This is a genomic window from Rhodobium gokarnense (assembly GCF_025961475.1).
GTDB classification, from domain to species: domain Bacteria; phylum Pseudomonadota; class Alphaproteobacteria; order Rhizobiales; family Rhodobiaceae; genus Rhodobium; species Rhodobium gokarnense.
Map to the genome: position 1 here is coordinate 1 of NZ_JAOQNS010000006.1, position 18,075 is coordinate 18,075.

The window sequence follows — 18,075 nt, forward strand, 5'->3', positions numbered from 1 at the left end:
GCGCGCGGCCCCGCCCTTTTAAAAAAAACAACAGCGGCGCCCAAAACCCCCCCCAAAAAAACCCCCCCCGTTTTAATTTTTGCCGCCCCCCCCCCCCCCCCCCGGGGGGGGGGGGGGCGGGGCCCCCCCCCCCGGCGCATTGGCACCAATGCGGTACTAATTTCGCGCAAGTCTCGAAGGTCCCTGGTTGCTGGAGGGGTAACGCATAGATTTCATTTCTGAAAAATGGTGCCCAAGGGCGGAATCGATCATATGCGATAAATTTTAATTATCATTCACACATTAGATCTCTCATATTTCTATATTACTCCCCCATCTTTGCCCAATACAAAATACGAATATTTTCCTTCGATTAATAGGCCGTGGAAATTGCAGAACGTTCAGTTATGAAATCGGTCACCGCGCTGAATGAGCCAGCAGCATTCGGTCGAAGCGATTGCCGCTTAGCACCGGGCAAAGGCAAGGCAGCTTTTCACCTGCTCTGCCGCTACGTTATACCGGACATCAAGTAGTCCGGTTACAACCCAACAGCAGACACTAACGAGATTAGCGCCGATGTTTTTTCTGACCCAAACCGACACTGAGCAAGTGCAAAAAATCCATTCATCTTGAGCGTCAGCGCATGAAATATCCGGTCATACAAGCGGTCTTGTCGCTTACATGATGTCCGAAAGGCGTTGGGATGAAGCGCCACCTTTTGTCGGGAATTCCTTCAGTTCGCCGATCGTTTTTGGCGGGTGCCACTAGCAGATCCAAATTCCCATGCCATTTCCCTAGGCGGCTGAAATATGCAGTGCGTATGTCGGGAGCTACGCTCATTGAAAAGCAAATAAACTTTTCAGTGAATTGAGATCGTGAATCTTTCCCGCATTTTTCTCTTTGTTTTTAGCGAATTCGGACGCCGCTTTATAAGTGCGCGGCCCTGCAATGCCGTCAATGTAACCGACCGGATAACCTCTCTCCGACAACAGCCGCTGTATTTTGCGAATTTCGGGGTCGCCAGTGATTCCTGTACCATCGTTTTCGCCCCGTCTATCATAGCGGACGATTAAGCGGCGCTCGCGAGAAATAGCGACAGCGAATGCCCCAGATGGATCGATTGCAATGTCGGTGGGCACGAAAGGCAGGCGGATTTCACCGATCTTGTCCAGTGTCGTTGAGTTCTGCGCGCGCGAGAATTGGACTATTTCCGGACGGCTTTGGTAGCCAAGCCAGATGACCGACTGATCGCAAGAACTCGCAATGAGGTTCGCGGGCCGGATGATGTCGGTGTGTTCATAGAACCTGTTCTCCACCTTTTTTCCAACGCCGGGGACCACCGATAACGTGTCGAGCGACTGCGAAATCGGCTCATAGTCAACGAGGGCGAGGTATCCGGTTAAGGAAGCAGCAATTACGAAAGAAGATGACGCTCCCTTCCTGCATGAATGTGCGCCGGTCCAGCCGTGCACAGCCAGCGGGCTCGGATTCTCCGACGTTGAGCGCCACGCAAGGAAGCCACTGGCTCTTTTTTGGCTTGTATCGACCGTAATAAGCATAGGAGATTGTGCAGCGTTTGCGAACATTACCTCGCTTGTGGGATCCCACCAAACCTCGGAAATCCCGATCGACGTGTCAAAAAATAAACGGGGCGCGTGGCGCAGATTTTTGGGATTGGCAATGTCTACAAATAATAGTCCCTTCTTGTTGCTCTTTAAGTCCGCAATGATCAACTGTTCAGTCGCTGAGTAGCTTAACGTCGGCCATACAAGGTCATCATCAAGTGTTAGCTTGCCGAGCCGTTTGAGGTCGCTCGAAAGGGATTCCAGCACTGGCTTTCCCTCCTGGATACCAACGACAAAAAGGACATCGCCTGTTTCCGAAAGTGCGATGTCGAACGCCGTGAAATCGAGGTCAACACGAGCCGGTTTCTCCAAATCTTCTGAGGCAAATCGCATGACGGTCGAGTCGGTCCCCGCGTCATTGCCCATCACGAAAATTTGCGCCCCCGCAACTTCCAGCCCTAACGGTTCGATTGGCATTGAAACAGGCTGGTTAGGGAGGAGCGTGCCTGTTTGCACCGACGACGCATTGAGAGATCCAGCGGTGGCATGGTCTATTGCCATCGGTGGGAATGCCACTGAGATGGCAAGCCAAAACCGGCACCCGACCATTTTTAGCCGCCTATTCGAACCAGTCATAGGCCAGTTGTTCCTTAATAGTGGTTGACGGTAGTTTCTCGTCGCTCTCCAATATCGGCGTGATCACCAATTCCAAATGATCAAAGGGGCGTTGCCCCTCCACCGCGCCGTCGGTAAGACTCAAAAGACTTTTCAATTTTTTCTGTATATCGGGAATAATGAATTCGCCGTCCCGGCCATCATGGCGGGTTTTCTTAAGCTCAAAAATAGGAGGATCATCGGTGGCAGTACGCAGCCGCAGTCGGGCCATTGGACTGATGACTATGTTGTCGGCGTTTGGTTGCCGAATCTTCATATGAGGCTGCACAGAAAGATGAATTTTTTTAATTTTTGGTCCGCCACCGATGATTTTCTTGTAGTGAACACTTAAAGAACCATCTCTTCTACTTTCAGCCTCCCAGCTGAAATTAGAAGCGATTTCCTCAAGATTAGCTTCGACCTTGTTTAAGCGTAAATGAAGCGGCGGGTCGTCATCGGACACCTCGCCAACCGTTTTCAGTAGCCAGTCGATTTTCCTGTTCATCTCGATAACGCGAAAATGCCCGATAAGAGGCAGGGCATACTCAATCGGGATCATCAGCGTGGCTTCATCGTCATCCTTCGCAGTCCCCTTGACAACGCCGACCACCGTGCCGTCATCAAGATAGACTGGACTGCCGCTCTGACCAGGTCCGATTTTGACGTTCAGGGTCCAAGCGAAGGAAACCTCCGCATTGCTGGCATCATTAAAGGCGGCTAGTCTGCGCTTGTAAGCTTCTCCCGAGAAACCGGAGGTCAAGAATTTTGGCGGACTGGATTGATCTATGCTCAGCGTATCACCGATTGTCAGTGCTGCCGGACGCTTTTGACCGTACGGGAGTTGCAGCTTAAGTAGGACAAGATCCAGGCTTTCCAGCGCTGAGATGTATTGCGCCGAGATCGATTGCGCTTTCACGTCTCCAATTCGGCCCGTGATCTTGATCCTATTTGCGTTGTCTTCTTTTAATTTTTCAAAAAAGTGTTCAGTTGTCAGAACAAAGCCATCGCTGCTAACGATAAAGCCAGTGGCGTGACTTTCTGAGGCGTCGTCAACACCGACGAGGTCGCCGGTTTGGGGCGTTCCTAATGCGGTTAGATAGACGAGACTCTTGCGAACAAGGTCATGTGCTTGGTTTGCATCGGACGCCGCCGGCACTGACATTAGCGCTACGCTTAAGAGCGACACCAGAAAACGTGATAACATCCGGAACATGACTAGTTCCTGCCGTAGATATACTGAACAGCGAGTATATCGAACTCGCTCAAGACGCCATCATTACTGTAAGTCGGATTACAGTAATTCATGACGGAATGCAAATCCCACGGAGTCAGTAACGTGTCGCCGTCGGTTCCTTGCCGTTCGTCGCATTCGCCGGGCGTATCGGGGCGGTTTTGTTCGTGTGCAAATCCGATCGCGTGCCCGAATTCATGCACCGCAATCACGCGGTTGCAGTAGTCGAGCATAGACTGGCACCCTTGGCTCCAATTGTTGTAAGTGAAGTTCAGCACCATGCCGTTGCGAAGCCCGCCAATGAACTTGCCAAGGAATTTCACATGTGGACCGGAATCCTCGACCGCGATGCGAATGCCGCCGGCATTTTTATGACATTTTCCCCAACCGAGAAATTTTAGGCCGGATGCCGCCTCCCAGGTATCGCGTATGGCATTGCGCACGATCATCCGCGCGTGGATGAATTCCGGTTCGAGGTCTTCCCAGCAGACATTGACTTCGTTAAACGGCCACTTCGCGGCCATCAGTGGATAGGCACGGTCGACAATATCTGCTTCCTGTTCTTTGGTCAGGGTTCTCAAAAACTCGGAGCGTGGCGATTGTCTTCTCCCTATTTCCAATGCTGCGTCGCCAATGGTTTTCTTCGGTGGTATCGCAATCTTGACTCTCGCACCTTCTTCATTGGCTCGAATGGTGTCGAGGACGACCGTTTGCTGGCCGCTCGATGCTGATGTCAATGCGAGAAAGATCAAACCAGCCGACAAATGCATCTTTTTTCTCATAAGCATAACCCCTGCCGTTTCAGCAATTGCCTAATAGCCTCCATGCGGGCTACAATTTAAAGAATACACGAAAAAATATTACATCAAAACCATTGTTTGTATTTTGATTCCCTCGAAGTTCTCATCGGCTATCGATCTGACAGCTTCGAAGTTTTTCTGTGTCGCACGGCCGTGGAATGCACCTTCGCATGGAACGGTTATTCCCGCCGTTTGGCGAAGGATCGTGGGAGAGTTGTGGTATAAGCCGATACGTTGATTAACGTCGTCCATATCGGCCTCACAACAGATAGTCCGCAAGATATTGTTATCTCGCGTAAAAATGTATGTCGACCCTAAGAAATATCAATGATACGAGCGTGAAAATTAGTTGAAAATTGCGTTAATTCAAATGAATGTTATGATGCTTGCGAAGACAACAGGGGAGCATGAAGATGTTGGTTTTAAAAGCGTCAATTATTTCGTTGTGTTGCCTGGTCTTGGTGTTCGGTCAGTTTCCAGCTCAGGCTGCCGATATCACAGGTCAAAGCACCTATCACACCGACGGCCGCACGACTCCGCGTTTGGATTTCGTGACGCCTGAGGCGATCGAAAGAAAGATGTTCGTCATTCCGTCTGACGCGATGGTCATCGGCGAGAAGACAGCTAAATCGATGCGAAATGACGTGCTCCAATTTTTGGCCGCCAATTCCAATCGTTATGGGCTTACAGACAGTGCGGCCGAACTGAAGCTGGTCGACGAACAGGAATCCCTCTTAGGAAAACATTATCGTTATCAACAGTTTCTTGGTGGACGGGAAGTCATTACTGGCGAGATCGTCGTCACCGTCGACAAGAACGGCAATGTCACACGCGTCTCCAACAACGTCTATCCAACGACGACCACGGCAGCGGCCAACAAAAACGAACTTGCCGTGCTTGACCAGGAGCGTGCCCTTGATATCGCCTGGCAGGATTTAAATGTCGAGCAAGGCGCCGAGGTACTCGAGCTGCCTTCCGTCGATCTCAAATACTGGCCGTCAGAGAACAGTTTCATGCTAGTCTATGACGTCATGGTAGCTGTCAACAAACCATATGGTTATTGGCAGTATCTTGTGGATGCTGAAACCGGCGAAATCATTCAAAAACAAAACCGGGCCACCAACCTTGGAGAACATGAGAAATCGGGACATGTGGAACGCGGAACCGGACCGGTCGCAGACCGCCGTAACCTGTTTCGCGCCTACGAACTGAAGATCGTCGAAAACCGTATGAAGAATCTGTCTGCCCCGTTGGTCGAAGTTGCCGCTGAAAGTGCAGACGGAACCGCTTTGGTGTTCGATGGCGATCCGGTAACCACCTTGCAGGACGCCACGTTGCGTGACGATTCCCTGGCCAGCGCATTTGATCAAGCCTATCGCACGCGGCCGCTCCAGGACCTGCGTCGGGAAAGCGGTGTGTTCCACCTGGATGGGCCGTGGGTGCGCATCGTCGATTTCGAGTCTCCGACCGACGAACCCTCCACTTCCACCGACGGGAATTGGACGGCAAAACGTGGCGATACTGCGTTCAACGATGCCATGACCTATTATCACATCGATCAGACGCAGAGATACATTCAATCCTTGGGGTTCGCAAACATCATCGCCCGACCGATCGAAGTCGATGCAAACGGTGTGAGCGGCAACGACAACTCCTATCATCGACCCAACGGGGTTACGGGGAAATCGGGTATACTGTCCTTTGGTCATGGCTGCGTGGACGACAATGAGGACGCGGACGTCATCTGGCACGAATATGGTCATGCCGTGCATGCCGATGTTGCCGCCAACAGATGGCGCGGCGGCGACACCCGTGCGATGGGCGAAGGTTTTGGTGACTACTTGGCAGCGACCCTCAGTCTCCGTAAAGAAAACGGAAATGCGTTTCAGACCAACAAGGTATTCAACTGGGACGGAATAGGTACCGGGGATCCGAATTGTCGCGGTTGGAGTGGTCGCCGGGTAAACCTTTCAACCGACGTAAAGTATGATCCGTCGAGGTTTTACAGCGACCACCAACCGATTGGCGGAGGCGCGATTTCTGACGAGTTGTGGGCTTCACCACTGTTTCAGGCGCAACTTATGCTAATCGGCGCCGGAAAGCCGCCGGAAGATGGCGACAAGATCGTTATTCAAGGCATGTTTGGTCTAAGCTCCAGCGGTGCCAAGATGCACGAACTCGCACAATTCACAGTGCTTGCAGCGCAAAGCCTATTCCCTGGCGACATCCATGCGGCAACGTTCATCCGGAAATTTCAGGACTACAACATCTGCAATCCGAATGACTCCACCGTATGTGCCATGCCAGGGTCTCCCGGCGCTCCGGGAGTCGCTGGCGCAGGGTCCGACGGAGAAAATGCGGCCGCAAAGAGGTAGGCATCGTGCACGCCCGTGCAAGCGTTCTGATCAATGACACGCCTGTGCCGGTCGTGAGGCGAATCCTTGTCCGAAAATGACAGGCGACGATTCCGAAATGCATTCGGCACCATCAGGAGAATTGCAATGAGGATCGTTCTGTTTGATCTCGGCAACACTCTTGTCGACGGCTATAACAAAGTGCTCGACGGTGCTACCGAGTTGCTCGAATCGGTTGGAACCGTTCGCGATCCGGATGGACTACCGGTCCAATTGGGACTGGTGTCCGACTATTATTGGGCGGCTACTGAGGAGGAAAACGACCGGCTTCATCAGGAGTACTACAAAATACTTGAGGCAACAGGATTGGCGCCGCATTTCAGGCCATTCCAGCAGCGCGTCACGCTGTCCACGGCGATTGGGGTCGGCAAACCCGATCGTCGGATTTTCGAGGCTGCCCTGAAGAAGCTGGGAGATGAGGTGCACTTTCATCATGCGCTTTTTATCACCGTGACGGAGGAGCATGTCATCGGCGCACGCCGTCTGGGCATGATGGCGATACATTTTAAGGGCCCAGGTCAGGAGAAGGGCGAAGTTGACAAGCTGGTCGATCTCATTCCGATCATCGAACGCCTGCTGGCCTATTCGCCATGCTGCAAAAAACGTGGTGAGGCGGTCGGACGCTTCAAGAGCCAGGCTGCCAAGAGCAAAAGACAAGACCGTTCTATCAGTACTCAGCTTGCGAAAGTGAGCGAGCAAAGGCTGCGCGACACGATCGTTGGCCTCGGTGATTTCGGCACGCGGTTTTCGTATTCCAGCGGCATTGCACGGGTACCCACTTGGATTCACAATCGCTTTGTTGCGCAGGGTTACACTGGCGAACGGGCTCCCCGATATCAACCCTTCAACATGCCAGGCGGCGGGGAAGTCCAACAGCGAAATGTTCTCTGCGGACCCGCCACCAACGGCACGGGGTTCGTCCTCGTGTGCGCCCACTATGACTCGATTTCCGAACTGCCTGACGCCAATGCGCCGGGCGCAGACGACAACGCCTCCGGCGTCGCAGTGCTTCTGGAATTGGCGCATATCCTAAGGGATGTCGAGCTGAAGCGGGGCGTAATGTTCGTAGCCTTCGGTGGCGAAGAGCAGGGCTTGTATGGTTCATCCCATTGCGCCGAAATTGCGGCGTCCGATCAATGGCCGATCGATGTCGTCATTAATCTCGATATGATAGCTTATCAGGGTGTCGACAAACCCGGCCACATCGTCGTCGAATACGATCAAGGTAACCGCAATCCAAAAAACGATGCCGCAGCGAAGGCTTATGGGCTGATGATGGCGCAGGCCGCCGCCGATTATACCTCGCTTGAGGTCGAGCACACCGACATCTGGAATAGTGACTATATGCCATTTGAAGAGAAAGGCTACGCCTGCATAGGTGTCTACGAGGCTACCGATAACCCCCGATACCACAAGACAACAGACACAATTGAAAATATTGAATTTCCTCACCTCGTGGAGGTCACAAAAATGGTCCTGGCCACTACTATGCGGATCGGCGCGTGATTTTGCGAGGCAAGATTATTTGTTAACTACTTTCGTCAGCACGCGTCCCCGAGGTGGGGAATTCTTGCAAGTGCCGCATGAGCCGAGGTATTTTGTTGGCTTTGGCCATGGGCGGGCGATGCCGATCCAGGAATTGATGGGGCTTCACTGACCCGGAGAGTCAAAATACCAATGGCTTCATGTGCGCGGAGACGTGCTACGAGCCCCAGCGTTAGCATAGTGGACGGCGCTATCTTTGTGCGTAACACAACTCTTTTCAACACCTGTGGCGGCTGTCAGCACGTAGCGGACTTGATTCAGCCTGCTTCGGACGGTCGCTTTCAGCAGGCGACCAAGCGAGTCTTTGCCGAATGTTATTCAGAGAATACTGCAATTCATCATTTGAGAGGTCGTTTCCAATGTTTGCGTCACCACCTGCATATTCCCGAACATGCTGAAACATAGCGGCTCAGACGGCAGGGGAGGAATCGAACCACCAACATGCGGATTTTCAAATCGCTAACTACTTTTTTCTGCCAATTCTCAGGAAGCGCCTAGAACGCTGCTTTAATAAATGTTGTCATGCCGGACTCGTCAGCATCGCTCGACGAGCATCCTTGCTTCTCCCGATTTCTTGCTACCTAGCGGTAAAAGTCAGGTTTGCAGGGCTGCGACGAGCCGAGACCGTCGTTGGCCTGGCGGTCCGCTAACTCACTGACTACGCCGAAGCACACAAGAAGCCAGGAGCATCGCGACGGATCGAGGCAATATCGAGAACCATGTCATTCTCCACCTTCGCCTCCTGGGCAGTGATGAGCGGCCAATCCCCGCGGCGGGTCGGAGAATTGCTCTGCCACAAGTCGGCACAGACAACGCTGCTCTATGCCGACCACGCCATGGATGCCTTGCAGTCCTGTAGCGAGCGGACGGCCGATACGTTTCGCAGGATCATTGACCGCAGGTGATCACCGTTGCCTGGCCCATGCATCGGACCCTGTGGCAACGTTGCGCCGTTTTTTGGAAATCCGTCGTGCTGCTCGCGCGGTTTGTGATCCTGACTCAGAACGTCACCCGACTGCGCAGGCCGAACAGCGCAATGAGGTCCTTGTCTGGATTGAGCGCCGGATCGCCGAGAAGCTGAACGCTTGGGGTTACCTGGAAATTCTCTGACACCTGAACTCGGTAGAAAACTTCGCCGGTCCATTGATCGTCAAGAGCCGCTTTGAGCGTATGCCTGTTCGGACGTCCCCAGTTGACGCCGACGCCGAGGAGATTTCCCGCCGGCGTCGGCATGTAGCCGAACCCGGTGCTGACCGAGGCCTCGTAGAGCCCGCCGCCTTCATGGGCCCAGCCGCCGCGCAGGAACGCCAGCCATTTGCCGTCGATCAGCTTCGATGCCGACCCGATCACACCCCATCCCCCGGGCGCGCCCGTCCTGGCGATGTCATCCATATGCCAGAATGAAATGTGCGCGTTGTCGACAAAGAGCAGTTTTCCCCCTCCGGTCAGTCCGATCTCGAACGTCTTGAAGGTGTCGAAATCACTGAAGAACGTTTCAAAGCTCTGGAAGGCCGAGGTCGGGTCGGCGCTGGCATCGGCAATACCCACGGCCGAGTAGATATGGTCGGTCAGGTAGCCGCCGGCCATCCCGCCGAATGCGCCGTCGGGCAATATCGCGATCGTATTGGCACCGGTGGAAAACACCAGGTTTTGGAAGCCCGACCAGGGACTGCCCAATGCAAAGACGTCGAAATACTCCTTGACGTCGACCAACCCGAGACGGGCGACCGCCCGATCTTCAAGGAACCGCTGTTTCCAGTAGAGGGTGGTTGTCCGAAAGCGCTGGTCCGAGAAGACAGGCTGGGTTACTCCGACATAGCCCGCCGCCAGACCGAGCAATTGCGGAGGGGTGTCCGTGAAGGAATGACGATTCTCCCCCTTGAACTCGATACTTCCGGTGTTTGCGGCACCGCGGTTGAACAGGGCCCAGGAACCGTAAATGCGGGCGATCCCCGACACCGCCGTCCTGTCGCCAAGGCTGGTGTTGGCCCCGAACCCCACAATCGTGTAATCGGCACCGAAGGAGAGCCCGGTCTTCTCCGTAACGGCCGCTTTCCAGGCTTCCCATTCCTGGAGAACATTCCGGTCGAGCAGGTCCTGTTTCTCTTCGCCGCTGTCCGTCAAAAGCGAATCTGCGGATTCCGGGCCGTTCAGCGGGTGCCCGCTCAGGTTGCCGCCCGCCGATGCCGCGACGGCGGAAGGGGTCGCCTCCTCCGCAATTGCGGTTTGCGGAGAAAAAACGACCGACGTCAGGGCCAGGGCAACGGCAAAAGTCCAGCCTGGACGCGCCGCAACCCTGGCGCAGACCATGTCTTGAATTCGTGTGAAGGACGTCATTTTCCCGTTTCCGTTGCCCATCGGTGCGCCGAACACCTGCGGCGCGCCTGTTCTGACCAGGCGATACAGGCCCGTGACTATCTGGCTTTCCAGTTCGGAGCCCGCTTTTCAGAAAACGCCAGAGCGCCTTCTTTCGCGTCTTCGGTCCGCATAAGGAAATCAAAGCTTTCCTTTTCCAGTCGGACCGCCTGAGGCAACGGCATATCGAGGCCCTGCATGACAGTGGTCTTCATCTTTTGGACGGCAAGCGGCGCACTCTTTGCGATTTCATCCGCGATCTGTGTGCACGTCTCGAGCAACTGATCCTGTGACACCACATGGTTGACGAGGCCCAGGCGATAGGCATCCTGTGCGCCGATGCGCCCTCCGGTGTAGAGGAGTTCAAGCGCCGGGCCCAAAGGGATCACGCGCGGCAATCTCTGGGTCCCATAGCCGCCCGGAATCCAGCCAAGCCGGATTTCGCCTGCGCCGAAATGGGCATCCTCCGTGCAAACCCTGATATCGGCGCCGAGAGCCTGCTCCAGCCCGCCGCCGTTGCAATGGCCCTGTATGGCCGCAATCACTGGCTTGCTCAGTGTCAGCATGCGCGGATACAGACGATCGACAAATCCCTCGGCATCGGGCGACTTCACCCATCTGACATCCGTTCCGGTGCAGAAGGCCCGCCCCTCGCCACTGAGGATGCCCACCCTCAGTTCGGGGTCGTTCTCAAGCTCATCCCATGCATCCGCGATGGCGTTGTATGTCTCGCCGTCACAGGCGTTCATGACTTCAGGGCGATAGATCCGCACGTGGATGATCCCACGCGATTTTTCGACGATCACTTTTTCCATGTCTGTTCCTCTCACACGCCAACCGCCGGCTGATGCTTCGGTTCAGTATTTCGTAAAATTCGGCTTTCGCTTCTCGGCGAAGGCGGCCATGCCTTCCATCTTGTCGGCGGAGCCGAACAAGGCGTGGGCCAGTCTGCGCTCGACCTTTCGGCCCGGGATCAGGGGCACCTCCGCCTGCTGGTTGACGCCTTCCTTGCAGGCCAGCACCGAAAGACGCGGCATAGCGGCGATTTCCTGAGCGAGCGCCATGGCTTCGTCCATCAGCCTGCCGTCTTCCACGACCTTGGTGATCATCCCGATGCGCTCGGCCTCGGCGGCGTCGAAGCGCTTGCCGGTCAACACGTAGTACATCGCCTTGGCCTTGCCGACGGACCGTGTCATGCGCGCCGGTCCTCCGGCGCCCGGGATCACGCCCAAGCCGACCTCGGGCAGCGCAAACTGTGCCGTGAGGTCGGCGAGGATGATGTCGCACATGAGCGCGATCTCGGTTCCGCCTCCGAAGGCAAAGCCCCTGACGGCGGCGATGATGGGTTTCCGGACCTCGGCGACCTGGTCCATGTAGTTGGCGAAGTCGTGGAGGTAGGCGGTTTCGAAGGTCTGATCGAGGACATACTTGATGTCAGCGCCGGCGCAGAATGCCTTCTCCCCGCCAGCCAGGATCATGCAGCCGATGCTGTCGTCGGCATCGAATGCTCTCAGGGCATCCGTGACTTCAATGGCCACGTCCTCGTTCAGTGCATTCAAAGCCTCGGGACGGTTGAAGGTGACGATACCGACATTCCCCCGACGCTCGGTCTTCATGAATTTAAATTCGGCCATTTCTCTCGATCCTCTTTCGGCCTGCAGAAGTACGATCAGCTGTTCAGGCTGCTTTATTGATACCGATTTCGGGGTTTGGGATGAGGCCGAGACCGTCAAATCCGAAGATGATCAACTGAACGGCCAGCGCGCAAAGCAACAACCCGACGACGCGCAGGAATATCTTGAGAATGGCGGGCGGAATCCTGGAAAAAATCCGATCCGCGGCCAGCAGGAAACCCAGGTTGAACACCATGATGCCCATGATGATCGCAACGAAGATCGCGGCCTGCGTTGCCCCCTTGAGGGTCGCCTCGATCGCCACGATCGCAACAAGGCCGTGGGGCGAGGCCATGAGCGGCACCGCGAGCGGAAAGGTTGCGATGTCGAGCGAGGGTGCCGGCGGCGGGACGTCCGACGATTGTTCCTTGTCCTCGCCGAGTATCAGTTGAAGGGCAAAGATGAACAGGATTGCCCCGCCGGCGATCAACAGGGCCTCGACGCTGACTTTGAGCCCCGCCAGAATGACCGCACCGAGCAGCGCGAAAATGACGCAAATCACCGCCGAAACGCTTACGGTCCGGATGGCGATGGCACGTTTCAGCTTGGCATCCGCCGATTTCGTCAGGCCCAGGAATACGAGCGCGCCGCGCACCGGGCCTATCGTGACGAGCAATAGAACGGTGATATCAATCCAACTCATTGTTTTTGCTCATTTTCAGAGGGTCCGGAAGCGCGCCCGGCTTGGCGGGCAACACGGCGATCAGTCGGGTTCGATCGGTTTCAGCCGCTCGCGCAGCTTGTTCTTTGCGATCCGATCCAGCGTTGAACGGGGAAAATCGTCGACGATGTGGACCGACCGCGGCACCTTGAAATCCGCCAGTCGCTCCCGGCAATGGGCGATAATCCGGCGGCTCACGTCTTCTTGCCCGAGGCCTTTGCCGGCCTCGCTCAGCGTGACGAACGCGGCGGGCACATCGCCCAGCATGTGGTGTTGCTGCGCCACCACCGCGCATTCCATCGCCAGGCCGGTTTCGGCAATGGCGGTTTCGATCTCCAGAGCCGCCACGTTCTCGCCGCCGACCCGCAACATGTCCTTGTCGCGGTTGACGAAAAACATCCAGCCGTCGCCGTCGATACGGACCACGTCGCCCGTATCGAGCGCCCCGGTCGCATCGAATGCCGCCTCGGTCGCCTCGGCGTTGCGGTAGTATTCCTTGAACAGCGAGACGCCTCTTTCCCCGCGGATATAGAGAAGGCCCTGCTCGCCCGGTCCGGCCGGAATGCCATCCTTCCTGCGGACCTCGACGCCGTAAAACGGCGACGGTCGGCCCATCGTGCCTGCGGGCCCGGGATGGTCGGGATCGGTGACGATGCAGGACGACAGCGTCTCGGTCATCCCCCACAACGCCATGGTCCGAACGCCGAATTCCTCTTCGGCGTCCGGCAGGCGCGCCAGCCCCATCAGCACACGGACCTTGTGGTCCGGCACGGGCCGTCCCTTCAATGCCTTGAACGCGAAGGGGATCATCGACACCCAGGTGACGCCGTGGGCGGCACAGGCATCCCAGAAGCGCGACGCGGAGAATCTGGGGTGGACGACAACCGTTCCGCCGGACCACAGCGCCGTGAGAAAGGTGATCTGCGCGTTGGCGTGGAACAGCGGCATGTAGAGCAGGGTCACGTCCTCGCGTCGCAGACGCATGTTCATCGACATGGACTTGCCGGCCCAAAGGCCGTTTGCGTTCGTCCAGACCGTCGGTTTGGGACGCGACGTGGTACCGGACGTGAACTGGACTGCGAAGTCGCGGCCGGGGTCGGGGGCGAGATGCGGCAGCGGGGCGTCGGAAAAGACCTCGGCAAAGGGTTCGGCGCCGAAGGTCTTGGCGTCGCCCTGCGGCGAGGGGTCTCCGGCCAGGATCATCCGGGCCTCGTCGCCGCAGGCCTCGCGGACCATTGCGGCGAGCGACGCCTGGGTGATGGCGCAGGCGGGTTTCATCACCTCGGCGAAGTAGCGCACGTTTTCGGGCACCGACCGCGTATTGGTCGTTACCGGCACCGCACCCAGATAGGCGCAGCCCAGCCACGCGATCAGGAAATCGGCCGAGTTCTCCAGGTGCATGAGCACGAAGTCCCCGGCGCCCAGGCCGCGCGCATGCAGGCCGGCGGCAAAGCGTCTGGCGTCCCGCGCCAGTCCGGCATAGGTCCAGCGCCGCGCCTCGCCGTCGAACGGCGCCCAGATGACGAAGGTCTTGTCCGGTTGCCGGTCGACCCACTGGTCGAGCAGCCAGATCACGTCCATGCCGCGAAACAGGTCCATGGTCGGGCCGATTTTCAGACCGGTCGGCTCATTCATGTCCGCCCCCTTGTCGCCGGGATGACCGTCAATCAGTCCAAGGGCGTCCGTCTCAGCGTGTAGAAAACGTGCTCGGCGTAGCAGACGACCTCGCCCCGCTGATTGGTCACCGTCTCCGCGTGCGTCATCAGGCCATGGGTCTTGTGTTTGGGGTGATCCTTCTTGTCGATCACCTTCACCGAAGCGGTGAGCGTATCGCCGGCAAAGACGGGGTGCGGATAGCGGAGTTTGTCGTACCCGTAGGACATCACGTTCGGATTTCTGTCCGAGGCCATGACGATCAGCCCGGTGCCGACGCAAAAGGACAGGTTGCCGTGGGCAATCGGCTTCTTGAACGGCTGCGTCCTTGCGAATTCCACGTCGACGTGGTGCGGCATCCAGTCTCCGGAATGCATGGCATGCATGACGATGTCCGTTTCGAAAACGGTTCGGGCACTGGTCGCATCGATTTCGGTATCGCCGACATTGAAGTCTTCGAAATATTTGTACTCATGTGACACGGCTTCACTCCCATCGAATTGCCGGACAAAGCTGTCCTGTGCCCGTCCCGTTGCAGGACGCGGCCGGTTGATCATTTCGCTGAGCCTTGTGCCCTAGCCTGGCAGGCCTGCCGCCTTCGCCTCGACCATCGCCTTGACGTCCGCCTCGCTGTAGCCGAGCGCCGTCAGCACGGACATGGTGTGTTCGCCGACCGCCGGCGGGGTCCGGGGCTTGACCTTTTCATACCCCTCGCTGTGGATCTGCATCGGGCTGTCGACGGTGCGGATACCGTCCGCGCCCTCGACCTCCGGAAAGCAGCCATTGGCGATCATGTGGTCGTCGCTCATGCATTCCGCGGTCGTCTGCGCCACGCCGTAGTTCACGCCGAAATCGCTCAGGCGCTTCCTGACGACGTCAAGGTCGTAGGAGCCGACGATGGCCTGCATTTCGTCGTACAGCGCCTTGGCGTTCTGCAGGCGCGACTGCGGCGTCGCGAAACGCTCATCCCCCTTCAGGTGGTCGGCGCCGAAGGCATCGCGAAGATTCTCGATGTTGTTGGGATTTATTTCCATGATCAGGATGTAGCGACCGTCCTTGGTCCTGAAACGACCACCGGATACCGGGTTCGGCCACTCATCGATGTGGAATTTCGGCATCGGCGGCGTGCCGACCAGCGCCGCCTGCATCATGCAGGAATTCGCCCACAGACCATTGTGCATCAGCGAGGTCGAAACCTCGGAACCCTTGCCCGTCCGCTCACGGTGGAAAAGTCCGGCCAGGACCGCACCGGCCAGGGTCGCCGCCGTGCCGAGGTCACCCAGGCCGACCGGCAGGGCGACCGGAGGGCCGTCCTTCGGCCGCAGCTCCTCCATGATCCCGGTCCGGGCATACCATGCGGTCGCGTCAAAGCCCGGCGCATCCCTGTCGGGGCCGTTCTGACCGAAGCCGTTGATCGAGGCATAGACGATGTTCGGGTTGACCGCCTTGATGTCCTCGTAGGTGTGCTTCAGGGATTGCTGCACCGGGTGCGGCGAGTTCGTCAGGAAGACATCGGCCGTCGCCGCCAGCTTGTGCAGGACTTCCTGGGCTTCCGGCTTCTTGAGGTTGAGCGCGATCGACTTCTTGGTGCGGTTCTGGATGTAGGTTGTCCAGGCGACCTTGCTCGGCGGCAGTCCGGGCGTCAGGTGCCCATAGCGCCAGGGATCGCCGCCGAGCGGCTCGACCTTGATCACCTCTGCGCCGAGATCGGCGAGGATCACGGTCGAGTTCGGCGCCGCCGCCATGGAGGCGACCTCGATCACTCTGATACCCTCAAGAATGTTGGCCATCCGGCGTCATCTCCCCCTTTTTGAACCGCTTTCGGCTCTTATCTGTCCGCTGCGAAACTCCGGGTTTCGACGCAGAGCCCGTTTTGGCTCAAGCACAGGTCTGAAGCCTTCCTGTGGAGCCGAGCGGACAGTTTTGTTGGTGGACGTTACGGCCTTTGTTCCGAAACAGGAACCGAAGTTGGTATGCAGATCTTGTCAAACACTATGCAATTCTTATCAAACCGACCCCGTTGCATATGACAGCAGAAACGAGAGCTAGACCGGGCCGCGTCGGCATGGATACTATGAAAAACTGTCACACGTGACCGTGCCAAAGCGGCAAGACAGGCGCGCGTCACGCCGTTGGCGGGCATCTTGGCCAATGCCGGTTCGAACGGAGTTGTTTCATGCTGAAGGAAGTCTCATTCGCCGCCATCGCGACAGCCTTGATCCTCTCCGTGTCTGCGGCGGTTGCGCAGGACGACAGCACGAAAACGACAGTCCTGTTTGAAAATGTCCGGGTCTTTGATGGCACCGGGTCGGCGTTGGGCAACCCGACCAACGTGCTGATCAAGGGAAACATGATCGATGCGATCGGCCCCGATGTGACGGCCGATGGCGATGCGACGATCATCGCGGGTGACGGGCGGACGCTTATGCCGGGCCTCTCGGACTGCCACTGGCATACCATGCAGTCGAGCGTCACCAACATCGAACTGCTGACCCGGGATCACAATTACGTCGCCGTCGCCATGGTGCTTGGCATCGAACGCGTGCTGATGCAGGGGATTACGACGATCCGCGATGCCGGCGGCAACGTCTTCGGCATCAAAGCGATGATCGACGAGGGACGGATTCCCGGTCCGCGCATCCTGCCCTCAGGGGCGTTCCTGACCCAGACGTCAGGCCATGCGGATTTCCGCTTTCCCAATGTCCTGCCGCGCAAGGAGGGGCGCGAACTCATCGACCCCGAAATCCTCGGCTACACGGCAACAGCAGACGGGGTCGACGCGGTACGGCGGCGCGCGCGCGAGAATTTCATGAAGGGGGCGACACAGCTGAAAGTGATGGCGGGCGGCGGCGTATCCTCCTTTGCCGACCCCCTCGATGTGGCGCAATACAGCGACGAGGAACTCCGGGCCGCTGTCGAAGAGGCAGATAACTGGAATACCTACGTTATGGTCCACACCTATACGCCGAAGGCGATTCAGCACGCCCTCGATGCCGGGGTCCGGAGCATCGAACACGGCCAGATGATGGACGAGGAAACCGCCCGGATGATCGCGGAAAAGGATGTCTGGGTCTGCATGCAGCCCTTCCTCGACGATCAGGACAGGATCCCGTTCAAGCCGGGATCGTTCAGCGAACAGAAGTACAATCTCCTGCTGGGTGGTGTGGACAATGCCTACAAGCTCGCCAAGCAGTATGGCATCAAGATCGGCTTCGGCACGGACTTCCAAAACAATCCCGACCTGATCGACCGGCAGGCCGCACAGATCCCGAAGCTCACGCGCTGGTTCAAGCCCGCGGAGGTGCTCCGCATTGCAACCAGCGGCAACCAGACGCTCTTCAAGCTGTCCGGCCCCCGGCACCCGTACCAGAAAGGCCCGCTCGGCGTCGTCGTGGAGGGTGCCTATGCCGATCTGCTGCTTGTCGACGGCGACCCGCTCGCCGATATCGACCTGATCGCCGACCCGCACAAGAACTTCAAAATCATCATGAAGGACGGCGTGATCTATAAGAACACGCTCAATTGACGGGAAGAATGCCGATCGC

General features: G+C 57.2%; 13 protein-coding genes. 3 read left to right on the plus strand and 10 right to left on the minus strand.

Annotation, left to right across the window (positions count from 1 at the left end; translation table 11 throughout):
- Positions 1-815: 815 nt before the first annotated feature.
- From M2319_RS11630 to M2319_RS11640, 3 genes are read right to left on the minus strand one after another with little or no spacing between them, the layout of a single operon-like run.
- The gene (locus tag M2319_RS11630) at positions 816-2,105 is read right to left on the minus strand and encodes a peptidoglycan-binding domain-containing protein (RefSeq protein WP_264601631.1); all 1,290 of its coding nucleotides are present in this window, start codon (positions 2,103-2,105) and stop codon (positions 816-818) included.
- Between the two features lie 58 nt (positions 2,106-2,163).
- Positions 2,164-3,411 (minus strand): S1 family peptidase, encoded by a 1,248-nt coding sequence (locus M2319_RS11635; protein ID WP_264601632.1) that lies wholly within the window; start codon positions 3,409-3,411, stop codon positions 2,164-2,166.
- A 2-nt stretch (positions 3,412-3,413) separates the two neighbouring features.
- Positions 3,414-4,211 (minus strand): M12 family metallopeptidase, encoded by a 798-nt coding sequence (locus M2319_RS11640; RefSeq protein WP_264601633.1) that lies wholly within the window; start codon positions 4,209-4,211, stop codon positions 3,414-3,416.
- A gap of 425 nt (positions 4,212-4,636) precedes the next feature.
- Between M2319_RS11640 and M2319_RS11645 the strand changes: the two genes are divergently transcribed.
- Positions 4,637-6,604 (plus strand): M36 family metallopeptidase, encoded by a 1,968-nt coding sequence (locus M2319_RS11645; RefSeq protein WP_264601634.1) that lies wholly within the window; start codon positions 4,637-4,639, stop codon positions 6,602-6,604.
- Between the two features lie 126 nt (positions 6,605-6,730).
- Positions 6,731-8,149 (plus strand): M20/M25/M40 family metallo-hydrolase, encoded by a 1,419-nt coding sequence (locus M2319_RS11650; protein ID WP_264601635.1) that lies wholly within the window; start codon positions 6,731-6,733, stop codon positions 8,147-8,149.
- Positions 8,150-9,187: 1,038 nt separating this feature from the next.
- On the opposite strand, the gene M2319_RS11655 is transcribed toward M2319_RS11650, so the two are convergent.
- From M2319_RS11655 to M2319_RS11685, 7 genes are all read right to left on the minus strand, one after another.
- Positions 9,188-10,525, minus strand: coding sequence for a carbohydrate porin (locus tag M2319_RS11655; protein ID WP_264601636.1), 1,338 nt, complete (start codon positions 10,523-10,525; stop codon positions 9,188-9,190).
- A gap of 77 nt (positions 10,526-10,602) precedes the next feature.
- On the minus strand, positions 10,603-11,358 hold the full coding sequence (locus M2319_RS11660) for an enoyl-CoA hydratase/isomerase family protein (protein WP_264601637.1): 756 nt from the start codon (positions 11,356-11,358) through the stop codon (positions 10,603-10,605).
- 42 nt (positions 11,359-11,400) lie between these two features.
- Positions 11,401-12,177: an enoyl-CoA hydratase-related protein gene (locus M2319_RS11665; protein WP_264601638.1), complete on the minus strand. Its 777-nt coding sequence runs from the start codon at positions 12,175-12,177 to the stop codon at positions 11,401-11,403.
- Positions 12,178-12,220: 43 nt separating this feature from the next.
- A complete protein-coding gene (locus tag M2319_RS11670) occupies positions 12,221-12,859 on the minus strand; it encodes a MarC family protein (protein WP_264601639.1) in 639 nt (212 codons plus the stop codon).
- Positions 12,860-12,919: 60 nt separating this feature from the next.
- On the minus strand, positions 12,920-14,512 hold the full coding sequence (locus M2319_RS11675; RefSeq protein WP_264601640.1) for an AMP-binding protein: 1,593 nt from the start codon (positions 14,510-14,512) through the stop codon (positions 12,920-12,922).
- Between the two features lie 32 nt (positions 14,513-14,544).
- Entirely contained in the window at positions 14,545-15,087 is a 543-nt protein-coding gene (locus M2319_RS11680; RefSeq protein WP_264601641.1) for a MaoC/PaaZ C-terminal domain-containing protein, read from the minus strand.
- 18 nt (positions 15,088-15,105) lie between these two features.
- Complete coding sequence (locus M2319_RS11685) at positions 15,106-16,320, minus strand: CaiB/BaiF CoA transferase family protein (protein WP_264601642.1); 1,215 nt, start codon at positions 16,318-16,320, stop codon at positions 15,106-15,108.
- A 386-nt stretch (positions 16,321-16,706) separates the two neighbouring features.
- On the opposite strand from M2319_RS11685, the gene M2319_RS11690 reads away from it, so the two are divergent.
- Entirely contained in the window at positions 16,707-18,056 is a 1,350-nt protein-coding gene (locus M2319_RS11690; protein WP_264601643.1) for a metal-dependent hydrolase family protein, read from the plus strand.
- The last annotated feature ends 19 nt before the right edge of the window (positions 18,057-18,075 follow it).